At 68.2% G+C, this 13,009-nt stretch carries 12 protein-coding genes and 1 tRNA gene; 6 read left to right on the top strand and 7 right to left on the bottom strand.

Annotated elements, in window-relative coordinates; translation table 11 throughout:
* Positions 1 to 51: 51 nt before the first annotated feature.
* The gene (locus tag ACFC14_RS00175) at positions 52 to 744 is read right to left on the bottom strand and encodes a response regulator transcription factor (protein WP_136041146.1); all 693 of its coding nucleotides are present in this window, start codon (positions 742 to 744) and stop codon (positions 52 to 54) included.
* Positions 745 to 838: 94 nt separating this feature from the next.
* Between ACFC14_RS00175 and ACFC14_RS00170 the strand changes: the two genes are divergently transcribed.
* Complete coding sequence (locus ACFC14_RS00170) at positions 839 to 1,846, top strand: lysostaphin resistance A-like protein (RefSeq protein ID WP_376100363.1); 1,008 nt, start codon at positions 839 to 841, stop codon at positions 1,844 to 1,846.
* 24 nt (positions 1,847 to 1,870) lie between these two features.
* Here the strand turns inward: ACFC14_RS00170 and ACFC14_RS00165 are convergent, their stop codons facing one another.
* From ACFC14_RS00165 to ACFC14_RS00155, 3 genes are read right to left on the bottom strand one after another with little or no spacing between them, the layout of a single operon-like run.
* The gene (locus tag ACFC14_RS00165; protein ID WP_376100360.1) at positions 1,871 to 3,511 is read right to left on the bottom strand and encodes a DNA repair helicase XPB; all 1,641 of its coding nucleotides are present in this window, start codon (positions 3,509 to 3,511) and stop codon (positions 1,871 to 1,873) included.
* 36 nt (positions 3,512 to 3,547) lie between these two features.
* Positions 3,548 to 5,260 carry a helicase-associated domain-containing protein gene (locus tag ACFC14_RS00160; protein ID WP_376100357.1) on the bottom strand — a complete coding sequence of 571 codons (1,713 nt, stop codon included), beginning with the start codon at positions 5,258 to 5,260 and terminating at the stop codon, positions 3,548 to 3,550.
* A 10-nt stretch (positions 5,261 to 5,270) separates the two neighbouring features.
* Positions 5,271 to 5,546, bottom strand: coding sequence for a multidrug ABC transporter ATPase (locus ACFC14_RS00155; RefSeq protein ID WP_136041142.1), 276 nt, complete (start codon positions 5,544 to 5,546; stop codon positions 5,271 to 5,273).
* A 118-nt stretch (positions 5,547 to 5,664) separates the two neighbouring features.
* Here ACFC14_RS00155 and ACFC14_RS00150 point away from each other — a divergent pair, with 118 nt between their 5' ends.
* Both ACFC14_RS00150 and ACFC14_RS00145 read left to right on the top strand, forming a co-directional pair.
* Positions 5,665 to 6,045, top strand: a complete 381-nt coding sequence (locus tag ACFC14_RS00150; RefSeq protein WP_029262737.1) for a cold-shock protein — start codon at positions 5,665 to 5,667, stop codon at positions 6,043 to 6,045.
* Complete coding sequence (locus ACFC14_RS00145) at positions 6,029 to 6,649, top strand: DUF3027 domain-containing protein (protein ID WP_376100353.1); 621 nt, start codon at positions 6,029 to 6,031, stop codon at positions 6,647 to 6,649. Before ACFC14_RS00150 ends, ACFC14_RS00145 begins: the two co-directional genes overlap by 17 nt.
* 11 nt (positions 6,650 to 6,660) lie before the next feature.
* Here the strand turns inward: ACFC14_RS00145 and serC are convergent, their stop codons facing one another.
* Entirely contained in the window at positions 6,661 to 7,773 is a 1,113-nt protein-coding gene (gene serC, locus ACFC14_RS00140) for a phosphoserine transaminase (protein WP_376100350.1), read from the bottom strand.
* Between the two features lie 100 nt (positions 7,774 to 7,873).
* Here serC and ACFC14_RS00135 point away from each other — a divergent pair, with 100 nt between their 5' ends.
* The 3 genes from ACFC14_RS00135 to ACFC14_RS00125 all read left to right on the top strand — a co-directional run bounded on the left by ACFC14_RS00135 (position 7,874) and on the right by ACFC14_RS00125 (position 10,492).
* Positions 7,874 to 8,575: a metal-dependent transcriptional regulator gene (locus tag ACFC14_RS00135; RefSeq protein ID WP_029262734.1), complete on the top strand. Its 702-nt coding sequence runs from the start codon at positions 7,874 to 7,876 to the stop codon at positions 8,573 to 8,575.
* 285 nt (positions 8,576 to 8,860) lie between these two features.
* A complete protein-coding gene (locus ACFC14_RS00130; protein ID WP_376100346.1) occupies positions 8,861 to 9,685 on the top strand; it encodes a M23 family metallopeptidase in 825 nt (274 codons plus the stop codon).
* A 309-nt stretch (positions 9,686 to 9,994) separates the two neighbouring features.
* Complete coding sequence (locus ACFC14_RS00125) at positions 9,995 to 10,492, top strand: HNH endonuclease (protein ID WP_376100343.1); 498 nt, start codon at positions 9,995 to 9,997, stop codon at positions 10,490 to 10,492.
* Between the two features lie 171 nt (positions 10,493 to 10,663).
* Here ACFC14_RS00125 and ACFC14_RS00120 read toward each other — a convergent pair.
* Both ACFC14_RS00120 and ACFC14_RS00115 read right to left on the bottom strand, forming a co-directional pair.
* Positions 10,664 to 10,736, bottom strand: a tRNA-Arg gene (locus ACFC14_RS00120).
* A gap of 42 nt (positions 10,737 to 10,778) precedes the next feature.
* The gene (locus tag ACFC14_RS00115; protein WP_376100340.1) at positions 10,779 to 12,965 is read right to left on the bottom strand and encodes an MMPL family transporter; all 2,187 of its coding nucleotides are present in this window, start codon (positions 12,963 to 12,965) and stop codon (positions 10,779 to 10,781) included.
* Positions 12,966 to 13,009 lie beyond the last annotated feature (44 nt).

Below are 13,009 nucleotides of genomic sequence, written 5' to 3'. Positions count from 1 at the left end.
CCTCGGGCGTTCACCATGCCGCAGGGCGGCGCCGATGGTCGGGGTCGGTCGTCAGACCGACTTGCCGACCTTGAGCATGTATCCGAACCCGCGCTTGGTCTGGATCAGCGACTCCTCGGTGTAAGGGTCGATCTTGCGACGCAGGTACGAGATGTAGCTCTCGACGATCCCGGCGTCGCCGTTGAAGTCGTACTCCCACACGTGATCGAGGATCTGCGCCTTCGAGAGCACGCGATTCGGATTGAGCATCAGGTAGCGCAGCAGCTTGAACTCGGTCGGGCTCAGCTCGATCGGCTCCTTGCCCACATGGACATCGTGCGTGTCCTGATCCATCGACAGTTCGCCTGCGCGGATGATCGACTCCTCGTCGGCCTGCATCGTGCGTCGCAGGATCGCCTGGGCCCTCGCGACGATCTCGTCGAGGCTGAAGGGCTTGGTGACGTAGTCGTCGCCGCCGGCGTTGAGGCCTTCGATCTTGTCTTCGGTGCCGTCCTTCGCGGTGAGGAACAGGATCGGAGCGGTGAATCCTGCGCCGCGGAGACGCTTGGTGACGCTGAACCCGTTCATGTCGGGGAGCATGACGTCGAGGATGATCAGGTCCGGCTCCTCTTCGAGGACGGCCGAGATCGTGGCGGCGCCGTTGGCCACCGTCTTCACCTGGAATCCGGCGAAGCTGAGACCCGTCGAGAGCAGGTCACGGATGTTGGGTTCGTCGTCGACGACCAGGATGCGCGGAGCAGTCATGTCCCCATTATGGTGACTTCGGCCATGCAGATGCTGACTATTGTCCGGAACGGCGCGCACTCGCACTCCTCTGCATCGTTGAGAGGATGGAAGCATGAGCTCGAACGAGGACGCCTCCGCCGCCCCCGCATCCGCCATCGCTCCGGCCCGGTCATCGCGCGCCGAACAGATCCCCTACCACCGACTTGCGCACCTGCGACCGCGGTATCGCTGGTGGCGGATGCTCGTGACCGGGGTCCTCGGAGTGGGGCTCTACGTCGCGATGCTGCTGCTCCTGATCGTTCCGCTCGTCGTCGCTTCGCTGCTGGTGCCGGGGTGGGGAGCGGAGATGCAGGTCCTCCTCACGACCGTCCAATACTTCGACCTCGACCGCCCGTGGCTCTTCCTCGCTCTGGTGGTGCCGCTGATCCTGATGATCCCGGCGCTGCTGCTCGCGTCGCGCATCGTCGAGGGGCGCGGTGTCGGCCTGCTGTCATCGGTCACCGGACGGCTGCGGATGGGCTGGCTCGGCAGGAGCCTGCTGCTGGCACTCGCCGTGTTCGTGATGTACTTCGCCGTCGTGCTCGGCTGGGCGGCCGCTACGGGCGAGGCGATCGTCGTCGACTTCTCCCATCCCACCTTGTGGGTCATGGTGCTGCTCGTGCTGCTGTTGATCCCGTTGCAGGCCGCCGCAGAGGAGTATGTGTTCCGCGGCTATCTGATGCAGCTCGTCGGCGGCTGGCTGCGGCATCCGGCGTTCGCCATCCTGCTTCCGGTGCCGCTGTTCGTCCTCGGCCACGGCTACGACATCTGGGGGGCCGCGAGCGTGGGCATGTTCGCGCTCGTCGCTGCGTGGCTGACCTGGCGCACGGGCGGTCTGGAAGCCGCGATCTCCCTGCACATCGTCAACAATGCGCTCATCTTCCTGCTCGGCGCCGTCGGCCCGGTCGATGCCAACGCCACTACGGGGACGCCGGTCGATCTGCTCGCGTCGACGATCGCGATGGTCGTCTACGCGCTTCTCGCCGATCGTTGGGCGGGCAGGCTCGGCATCGCGCGGACCGCGAGCCGGGTCGCCGTCGGAAGCGGCACCCATCGCCTGGACCGGATGCTGCACGGCTGAGCCGTACGACAGCCGAAGGGTGATTCACGCAGCGATGGCGGCCGAATCCATGATCGTGTAGCTGTAGCCCTGCTCAGCGAGGAAGCGCTGACGGTTCTGCGCGTAGTCCTGGTCGATCGTGTCCCGCGCGACGAGCGTGTAGAAGCTCGCCGTGTGCCCTGACTGCTTGGGGCGCAGCAGCCGGCCGAGTCGCTGTGCCTCCTCCTGGCGCGATCCGAACGAGCCGGATACCTGGATGGCGACCGATGCCTCGGGCAGGTCGATGGAGAAGTTCGCGACCTTCGACACGACGAGAAGCGAGATGTCGCCTTCGCGGAACGCGCGATACAGCTCTTCGCGCTCGTCGATCGGAGTCGCGCCCGTGATCTGGGGAGCGTCCAGCGCCGCCGACAGGGACTCGAGCTGATCGAGGTACTGCCCGATCACGAGGATGCGCTCGCCCTCGTGCTTCGCGATCAACTCACGCACCGCTTTGACCTTGGCCGGAGCGGAAGCGGCGAGTCGGTATCGTTCGTCGTCCGTCGCCGCGGCGTACTCGAGCCGGTCGCTCGGCGGGAGGTCCACGCGCACCTCGTAGCAGGCAGCAGGGGAGATGAAGCCCTGGGCCTCGATCTGCTTCCACGGCGCGTCGAAGCGCTTGGGGCCGATCAGGCTGAAAACGTCGCCCTCGCGACCATCCTCACGCACGAGCGTCGCGGTGAGCCCGATGCGGCGGCGGGCCTGGAGGTCGGCGGTGAGCTTGAACACGGGCGCCGGGAGCAGGTGGACCTCGTCGTACACGATGAGGCCCCAGTCGAGCGCGTCCAGCAGCGCGAGGTGTGCGTATTCGCCTTTCCGCTTGGCGGTCAGGATCTGGTAGGTCGCGATCGTGACGGGCTTGACCTCTTTGGCCTGGCCGGAGTACTCGCCGATCTCTTCCGGGGTAAGGCTCGTGCGCTTGAGCAGCTCGTCGCGCCACTGGCGGGCGGAGACGGTGTTGGTGACGAGGATCAGTGTGGTGGTCTTGGTGGCCGCCATCGCGCCGGCTCCGACGATCGTCTTACCCGCACCGCACGGCAGCACGACGACGCCCGATCCGTCCTTCGAGAAGGCGTCGACGGCATCCTGCTGGTAGGGGCGGATGCGCCAGCCGTCTTCCGCGAGATCGATCTCGTGCGGAGTACCCGGCGTGTACCCGGCGAGGTCCTCGGCGGGCCAGCCGATCTTCAGCAGCTCCTGCTTGATCTGCCCGCGTGCCCAGGCATCCACCACGAAGGTCTCGGGAGTCGGATGCCCGATCAGGAGGGGCTGGATGCGCTTGTTGTTCGCGACCTGGGCCAGGACCGCGGGATCCGTGGAGCGCAGGATCAGCGTCCCCTCGTCGTCGCGCTCGATGACCAGTCGCCCGTAGCGGTTCACCGTCTCGCGCAGATCGACGGAGACCGACGGCGGGACCGGGAAGCGCGACCAGCGGTCGAGCGTCTCGAGCATGTCCTCCGCGGTGTGCCCGGCGGCGCGGGCGTTCCACAGCCCGAGGCGGGTGATCCGGTACGTGTGGATGTGCTCGGGAGCGCGCTCCAGCTCGGCGAAGATCGCGAGTTCATGGCGGGCGCTCTCGGCATCGGCGTGGGCGACTTCGAGCAGCACGGTGCGATCGCTCTGGACGATCAGGGGGCCATCAGACATAGCTGTCCAGTTTACCGGTCGCGGAAGCCACTCGGCCTACGGCGCGACGATCGTCGCGGCGAGGATGCTCGACACCGGAAGAGTGCGCTCGACGTCGGCCGCGCGGTCACGGCCGCGAAGGCGACCACCGCCCATCCCCGTCGCCTCGAGGAGGAGTTCTCGTGTCGAGCCGTCCGGCATGCCGACCGTGACCTGCAGGACGGATTTCGCGCGCACCGCCGCCTCCAGTTCCCGGTCGAGCCAGGCGGCGTCGGCGTCCGGGCCCTGGTGGGAACGCAGACGCGCGATAAGGGGTGTCAGGTCGCCGGCGTCCGGCTCGGGCTGCGTCGCCGGGACAGCTGGGTGTCGCTCGCGCACGAGGAGGCCACCGTCGGCTCCGACCAGTGTCGCCGGATACCGTGCGTCGGTGAGCGCCCAGTACACGGTCTCCCGGCCGACACGCGTGGTGAGCGAACCGACGTGCGCGGCGAGTGCGAGGGGGCGCAGCGACTGGTCGACCGCCATAGCCTGGATGAGATGTGAATCCGTGCTCTCGATCCGCGTGCGCCCGGTCTCCTCATCGGTGAACACGCGGACGAGGCCGTGGCGTTGCGCGGTCTGCGCGATCAGGTATCCGAGCGGCTGCGGGATACCCGTCAGGGAGAGGGAGCCGAGGAACTCGAGGATCGACTGCTCGGTCTCGCCGGCGACGAAGGCGTGTGCCACCGACTCCGTGGTGAACCGGTACGACGACGCCTGCGCCGCCGACTCGCGCGCGGCGATCGTGCGCAGACGCACGTCGAGTGCGGGCTCCAACGGGCCGGGGGCGATCGCCGTGAGGTCGTTCTGCAGGAAGATGCGGTCCACTTCGGCCGGCAGCAGGCGCACGAGGGCGCGAGGGTCGGCCGCACCGCCGCTGCGCAGGCCGACCGCCCATTCCGGTTCGCTGCCGTCTTCGGCGATCAAGCCGAGCAGTCGCGCAGCCTCGCGCAGGACGCGGGCGCGATCGGGCCAGGTCGGATCCCAGGGATGCGCGTCGCTCCATGCCTGCGGCGCGATCCAGCCGCCGCCCGGCGAACGGACACCGCGTGGGAGGGCGTCCCGGAACGACGTCGCGAGCACGCTCCAGCGCGTGACGGCCGAGGATCGCAGCCAGTCCTCCGCGGCGCGGCTCGACCGCAATCGGCGGTCCGCCGCGACCGCGAGCCCGGACTCGAGCGCGATCGACACGAGCGTGTCCACGATCTCCACGGGGACGCCGGCTTCGCCGAGCTGTCGTTTCTCGCCGGCGTTCACCCCGCCGCCGGTGAGCAGCGAGAAGGGATTCTCTCTCGCGACGAGAAGTAGGTCCGCGAGCACGGCGACGGTCGTGAACGCGCGCTCCGCGGCGTGGGCCGATGCCGTCTCGGAGGACGGATCGGCAGCCGGCTGATCTGCGGAGACGTCCGGAACCGGACGCCCGGCGAGCGCCGCCGCCACGGGAGGATACGGTGTGCCGTCCGGGCGGAGCAGGGCGAGCGCCGTCAGGCTCTTCTGCAGGATTCCGGCGCCTTCTCCCGATGCGGCATCCATCAGCGCCCTCGCTTCGGCTGCGGTCAGCGACGGGAACACCTTCGACAGGGAGGCGGGGTCGAGCAGCGACTCCGCCGCGTCGAAGAAGTCCTGCCAGCTGACGTCCGGTCGCACCCGCCGCGCCGCGAACAGCCCTCGGAGGTCGTCATCGCTCGCAGCCGACAGCCAATCAGCCAGCGGTCGCGCGTGAGTGCTCATGGCCGATGCCTCACGAACGCGAAGACGCGCGGCCCTTCCGGATGAAGCTCATCGTGAGGAGAGCGATGATCATCACGAAGGCGAGAGGCAGGCCCCAGTAGGGGATCGCCGCGATGATCGGCCACGCTCCCTCGCCGAAAGCGGCCTGATCCATCCCGACCCAGGTGCCGATGATGATGGCGAAGAAGCACACGACCGACGCTGCAGCGATTCCGAGCGCACCGAAGGCCAGGAAGCGATCGACCCGCCGGATGGGGACATCCGGTTCGGAATTCTGCGTGCTCATCCGTCCCAGCCTACTCGTACCGCGGCCTTCGGTTCCGCGGCCCAGGCGACCGGTAGGCTGGGGGTACGCGCTCGAGCGCGCCCATCGTTCTGCATATCGATTCCAGCGAGGTTCTCCCATGCCCACCGGCAAGGTCAGGTTCTACGACGAAGACAAGGGTTTCGGCTTCATCGCCAGCGATGACGGCCAGGACGTCTTCCTGCACGCCTCAGCGATGCCGACCGGCACCGCGGTGAAGGCGGGTGCGCGCGTGGAGTTCGGCGTGGCCGACGGCAAGCGCGGTCTGCAGGCGCTGTCGGTGCGAGTGCTCGAAGCGCCGCCCAGCCTCTCGAAGGCCAAGCGGAAGCCGGCCGATGACATGGCGATCATCGTCGAAGACCTCGTGAAGCTGCTCGACGGCATCGGCGGAGACCTGCGTCGCGGGCGCTACCCCGCTTCCGGACACGGCCGCAAGATCGCTGCCGTCCTGCGCAAGGTCGCTGATGACCTCGAAGCCTGACGCCGACGCCCGTCTCATCGGCGCCCACGACCTCGCCCTGGCAGCCCTGGGGGAGATCACTCCGGCGTCCACGGTCGGTCCGGCAGCCGGGTACCTCGCCGAGGAAGACGGCTCGGTGTCGTTGCGGTTCGAGAACCGCCTCGCCGGCTACCCCGGCTGGTACTGGACCGTGACCGTCGCGCAGGTGGACGATGAGGACCCCACGGTCCTCGAGATCGAGCTGCTGCCCGGAGACGGCGCGCTCCTGGCGCCGGAATGGGTGCCGTGGGCCGAGCGCCTGGCGGAGTATCGTGCGCATCAGGTCGAGATCGCGGAGGCAGCGGCCGCCGCGGGGGGCGAGAATGCCGACGCCCTCGACGATGCCGATGGCATCGATGACGAAGACGCGCTCGATGACGACATCCTCGACGACGACGAACTCGACGATGACGATGACGATGACGATGACCGTGCCGCGGACACCCTGCACGCGGGCGACCTCGACGGGGTCGACATCGACGAACTCGACGACTCGTCCGACGAAGACGAAGACGAAGACGAAGACGAAGACGACGACGCCGACGCCCTGGATGCGGACGCCGGCGAGGTCGACGAAGAGGAGTGAATCCCGGGCGCTCAGGCGCCCAGGTTCTCCAGCACGAAGTCGATCGAGCGGGTGAGCTGACGCACGTCGTCCGGGTCGATCGACACGAAGGTCGCGACGCGCAACTGGTTGCGGCCGAGCTTGCGGTACGGCTCGGTGTCGACGATGCCGTTGGCGCGGAGGGTCTTCGCGATCGCCGCGGCGTCGATGCTGTCATCGAAATCGATCGTGGCGACCACAGGAGAGCGATCCGCGGCCTCCGCCACGAAGGGTGTCGCGACCGCTGAGGCTTCGGCCCAGTCGTACAGCACCGACGACGACTCGGATGTCCGGGACGCCGCCCAGGCGAGCCCGCCGTTGTCGAGGATCCACTGGAGCTGGCTGTCGAGAAGGTGCAGCGTCGTGATCGCGGGGGTGTTGAGCGTCTGGTTGAGCCGGGAGTTGTCCACGGCGTTCTTCAGGCTCAGGAACTCGGGAATGTAGCGACCGGATGCCGCGATGCGCTCGATGCGCTCGATCGCCGCCGGCGAAACCGCCGCGAACCACAGTCCGCCGTCCGAGCCGAGGTTCTTCTGCGGGGCGAAGTAGTAGACGTCGGCCTGGCTTGCGTCGAACTCGATCCCGCCGGCGGCGCTCGTGGCGTCGATAACGGTCAGTGCGCCGTCGGCCTCGATGCGCCGGACGGGCGCTGCGACGCCGGTCGAGGTCTCGTTGTGGGGCCAGGCGTACACGTCGACGCCGGGCACGATCTCGGCGACGGTCAGGGATCCGGGCTCCGCCTTGCGCACGTCCGGCGCCTCGAGCCAGGGGGCTCCGGCGGATGCAGCGAATTTACCTCCGAACTCACCGAAGACGAGGTTCTGGCTGCGTCGCTCGATGAGACCGAAGGCCGCCGCGTCCCAGAACGCGGTCGAGCCGCCGTTGCCGACGAGGATCTCGTAGCCTTCGGGGACCCGGAAGAGGGCGGCGAGCTGTTCGCGGACACTCCCGACGAGGTTCTTCACGGGGGCCTGGCGGTGGGAGGTGCCCAGGATCGTCGCCCCGGATGAGACGAGCGCCTCGAGCTGCGCCGGGCGCACTTTCGAGGGACCGCAGCCGAAGCGGCCGTCAGCGGGCAGGAGGTCACGGGGAATCTCGATCGCCATGGGTTGATTCTAAGGGGGCGCCGGGCGAGGCCCCGACCGTCGGCGGCCGGATGTCCGTCCGGGAATGTAGGCTTGCCTAAGAACCTCGGAGGGCCTGCACATGACCGATCTGATCGACACCACGGAGATGTATCTCCGCACCATCCTCGAACTCGAGGAAGAGAACATCGTGCCGCTGCGCGCGCGCATCTCCGAACGGCTCGGCCACTCCGGTCCCACGGTCTCGCAGACGGTCGGGCGCATGGAACGAGACGGTCTCGTCATCGTCTCCGAGGACCGCACCCTCGAGCTCACCGACGCCGGCCGCCGCAAGGCCGTCGACGTGATGCGCAAGCACCGTCTCGCAGAGCGCCTGCTGTCGGACGTCATCGGACTCGACTGGGCGTACGTGCACGAAGAGGCTTGCCGCTGGGAGCACGTGATGAGCGAACAGGTCGAGCGACGATTGGTGGAGCTGCTCGGCCACCCGACCGAATCGCCCTACGGAAACCCGATCCCGGGGCTCGACCAGCTCGGCGACCTGCCGGCTCGCACCTTCGACGAGGGCGTCATCGGTCTCGTCCAACGGCTCAACGCCGCAGGCGAGCCCGTCGAGGGGACCGTGCGCCGCCTCGCCGAGCCCGCACAGGTCGACCCCGAGCTGCTGGAGCAGTTGCGCGACGCCGGGGTGGTTCCCGGGGCGCACGGCGACTTCCGCTTCAGCGAGGGCTACGTCCTCATCCAGATGGACGGCAAGGAAGACGGTCTCGAGCTCCCCGTGGAGCTTGCGTCGCACATCTTCCTGGTGGGCGAACCCGCCTGATCCGAAGGGGTTTCCGAGCCCGACTGTCGGCGACGGAGCGCTCCACGACCGCCCTCTGCGGCGATTGTCAGGTTCCCGGGGTGACATGATCGTTATCTTCCGGTAACCTCGGTCGAGTCGCCAGCGAAGAAGCCCGCTGGAGATGGATCGCGAAGATACGCCTTTGAGGCTCGTCGTCTTCACGGCAGGAACGCACAAAATGCCCGAGATGCGTTCGTGCCACGAGAGCAGAGTGCCGACGAGCCAGCGCTACCCGAAAGCGCAAGGGCCCAGGAGGACCACGTTTTGGCCGCAGACATCGAACAGCCCGCGAAGAAGACATCTGAAGACCGAGTACCCGCCCGACGCGCAGGTGCGCGGGCGACTGCTCGCAAGGCCGTCAAGCCACTCCGATCGATCGCCATCTTCGGAGCCGTCGGTGCGCTGGTCGCCGGCATCGCCCTTCCTGCCTTCGCGCAGTCGAAGCCGAGCGAAGCCGCTCCGACGACCCTGCAGCAGCTCGCCGCAGTCGACGCGCAGTCCCTGGTCGTGGCCTCGCAGGCCACGGCCGCTCCGTTGAGTCGAGGCACTTTCAGCGCGACGACTCCGGAGGAGATCGCGAAGAAGAAGGCCGAAGAGGCTGCTGCCGCTCGCGCCGCCGCCGCGGCGAAGGCATCCACGGCGTCGTCGTCGGGCCAGTTCAACACCGCCGGCTACGCACTGACCTCGCCGGGCTCGGGCGAGGTGCGCTATCCGCTCCCGATGGGCTCCTGGAACGTCAGCCGCACGATCGGCGGCGGCCACAACGGCGCAGACATGCTCGCTCCCGCCGGCACTCCGATCTACGCCGCCGCTGCCGGCGTCGTCCGTGCATCTGCCGAGAGCATCGGCGGATACGGCGTCTGCGTCATGCTCGACAGCGTCGTCGGTGGTCAGCGAGTGCAGACCACCTACGGCCACATGATCTACGGTTCGCGACAGGTGCAGGTCGGACAGACGGTCGCGGCAGGCCAGTTGATCGGCTACGTCGGCAGCACCGGGCGCTCGACCGCGAACCACCTCCACTTCGAGACCTGGATCAACGGCGGACTCGTCGAGCCCATGTCGTGGCTCTCGGTCAACGCCGGCTGATTCCCGGACACGCCTCGCTCCATTCACCCGCCGTTTCGCCTCGCATGCAGCTGGATGGGTTAGCCTGATCCCGTTGTCGTACAGGTGGGAGAGGCTGATGGAGCGAATACCGACCATCCGAACCATGGATGCCCTCGGTCGTCACGTCCTTCTGCATAGCCCGCAGGGATGCCACGGCGTTGCCGTGCGCGAAAGGCGCTGTCTTTAGACGGCGCCTTTTTTCGTCCCCGCGATCGATCTGCCTCCTGCACGACCTCGTGTGAGTCGAGAGTGCCGGGAAGCCGTCCCGGCGGATCGAGAGGATGACGAATGCGCACACTGGTCCTGAATGCCGGATACGAGCCGCTCGCGATCGTGTCGTTCAAGCGAGCCCTGGTCCTCGTGATGAACGACAAGGCGACGGTGATCGAACGCGTGGAAGATGACCCCGTCTGGGGGACCCACGGCGTGTATGAACGTCCGGCCGTCATCATCCTCGCCCGGTACGTCCGGGTGCCGACGAGCAGACGTGTGCCGGTCACTCGCCGCGGTGTGCTGCGTCGCGATGACCACCGCTGCGGCTACTGCGGGAAGGCGGCTTCGACCATCGACCACGTGCTGCCACGCTCGCGCGGGGGAGCGGACTCCTGGGAGAACCTGGTGGCCTGCTGCCTTCGGTGCAACAACGTCAAGAGCGACCGCACCCCGCAGGAGATGCGCTGGCAGTTGCGGTTCACCCCTCGCCCTCCGCATGGCACTGCCTGGACCGTGCGCGGAACCGAGCGCAGCGACCCGCGGTGGGAGCCGTACCTGGCACTGGCGGCGTGACCTGCCCTCGAGTCCTCCGCCAGCCCCTCCACGCGCCGCGAGATCGCAGGCGCGGAACGGTGGGAACAGGGGGCGGCGCGCGGAGCCTCCTGGCCGGCGGGGCCCGCTGACGAGACCCTGAGACGTGCTGAAGGGGAGCCACCCTCCGGGCGGCTCCCCTTCAGCACGTCGTGCCCTCGACAGGATTCGAACCTGCGACCTGCCCTTTAGGAGAGGGCTGCTCTATCCCCTGAGCTACGAGGGCGTGCGTCCAGTCTAGGCGACCGTCCACACGCCCCCTCGCGCATCAGTCCTCGCCGCGGCGCCACAGCTTGGACGGCCACCAGATCGCCTTGCCGATGTCGTACGTCAGCGCCGGGACGAGCAGCGAACGGACGACGAACGTGTCCAGCAGCACCCCGAACGCGACGATGAACGCCAGCTGCACGAGGAACAGGATGGGGATCACGGAGAGCGCGGCGAACGTCGCCGCGAGCACGAGCCCCGCTGAGGTGATCACTCCGCCCGTGATCGACAGGCCCCGAAGGATTCCCTCGCGGGTGCCGTGCTGCTTCGACTCCTCGCGGACCCGCGTCATCAGGAAGATGTTGTAGTCGATGCCGAGCGCCACCAGGAACACGAACCCGAAGAGCGGAACAGCCGGGTCCGCACCGGGGAAGTCGAAGATTCCGTTGAACACCAGCGCGGACACCCCCATCGCGGTTCCGAACGACAGAACCGTCGTCAGGATCAGCAGCACCGGCGCGAGGATCGAACGCAGCAACAGCATCAGGATCACCATGATCACGAGGAGGATGACGGGGATGATCAGGTTGCGGTCGTGGATGGAGGCGTCGTTCGTGTCGATCGAGGTCGCGGTGACGCCGCCCACGAGCGCCTCCGTGCCCTGGAGATCGGATCGCAGCTCTCGCACGGTGACGGCAGCGGCATCCGAATCGGCCGCGTCCGTCAGCGTGCCCTGAAGCAGCACCTGCCCGTCGACCGTCGTGGGGTCGGGCGCGGGCGTCCCCGGAGGGCCGACAGCGGTGATGCCTTCCTCGGTCACGGGGGCGGTGCCGCTGGGGGAGTCCGCGGCGGTGACGGAGACCGCATCGATCCCGTCGTTCGCGAGAAGGACGTCCGCGGCATCCTGCAGCCGGTCCTCATCGACGACCACGTACACCGGGCTGCCGGATCCGCCGGGGAAGTGCTCGCCCAGCGCCACCTGACCGTCGCGAGCCTCCGAAGCCCCGAGCACCAGGTCGGACTGCGGTACGCCGTTCGCGTCGAGTTGGGTGACACCCGCCGCTCCGGCGACGAGGACGAGGGTCGTCACGATCCAGATGACCCGCGGTCGCCGCTTGATGAAACCGGCCAGCCGCGCCCACAGTCCCGTCGTGCGCATGCCGTGTTCGGCGGTGACGACGTCGGGTTCGAAGCGCGGGCGCCGGGGCCAGAACACGGCCCGACCGAAGAGCAGCAGCAGCGATGGAAGCAGCGTGAGGGCGGAGAGCATGGCGAACACGATGCCGATCGCCGCCACGGGGCCCAGCGTGCTGTTCGACTTCAGGTCGCTGAGCAGCAGGCAGAGGAGCCCGGCGATCACGGTGCCGCCCGAGGCGACGATCGGTTCGACGGAGCCCTTCCACGCGGCCAGGAGCGCGACGCCCTTGTCCTGTGCGACTCGCAGCTCCTCGCGGAAGCGTGCGACGAGGAGCAGCGCGTAGTCGGTCGCGGCGCCGATCACGAGGATGAACAGGATCCCCTGTGTCTGGCCGCTGAGCAGCAGCACCTCGAACTTCGCCAGCCACCACACCACGAGGAGCGCCACGCAAAGGGCGAACAGGCTCGTCGAGAGCACGACCAGAGGCAGCAGGAACGAGCGGTAGACGAGAACCAGGATGACCAGCACCGCCAGGAGCGCGACACCGAGGAGCAGCCCGTCGATCCCGGCGAAGCCCGCGACCAGGTCGGCACTGAACCCCGCGGGCCCGGTGATGTACACGGTGATGCCGTCCGGAACGGCGCCGCGCAGTTCGTCACCGAGCGCCGCCGTCGTGTCGGCCAGTTCGGCGTCGCTGTCGATCGGGATGAATGCCTGAACCGCCTGCCCGTCGTCCGAGGGCAGGGCGGGGGACACGTCCTCGCCGACGCCCTCCACGGACGACGCATCCGCCACAGCATCCGCGATCGCGTCGAGTTCGGTCTGCGTGAGCTCGTCCTCGGACGTGAACACCGCGATCGCCGGGATCGAGTCGCTGTCGTTGAACTCTCCCAGCAGCTCCTGCACCTCGGTGGCCTGTGCGGACTCGGGGAGGTACGTCGTCTGCTCGTTGGAGGAGACCTCATCGACCTTGCCGAACAGCGGGCCGCCGAGGGAGGCGCCGACCAGCCACACGAGGATCAGAGCCACGGGGATGAAGACACGCGCCCAGGAGTGGTTTCGCGAGCGCTCCCTGAGGGGCGGAGTCGGTGGAGAGTCGGGGCGGGACATCAGGTGCCTTTCGGGAGACGGTCGTTCAGAAGCGGAGTCGGCAG

The organism is Microbacterium sp. NPDC055988 (assembly GCF_042269505.1).
Taxonomy (GTDB): domain Bacteria; phylum Actinomycetota; class Actinomycetes; order Actinomycetales; family Microbacteriaceae; genus Microbacterium.
Note: the sequence above shows the minus strand (reverse complement) of the source record. Positions and strands in the feature narration are given on the sequence as shown.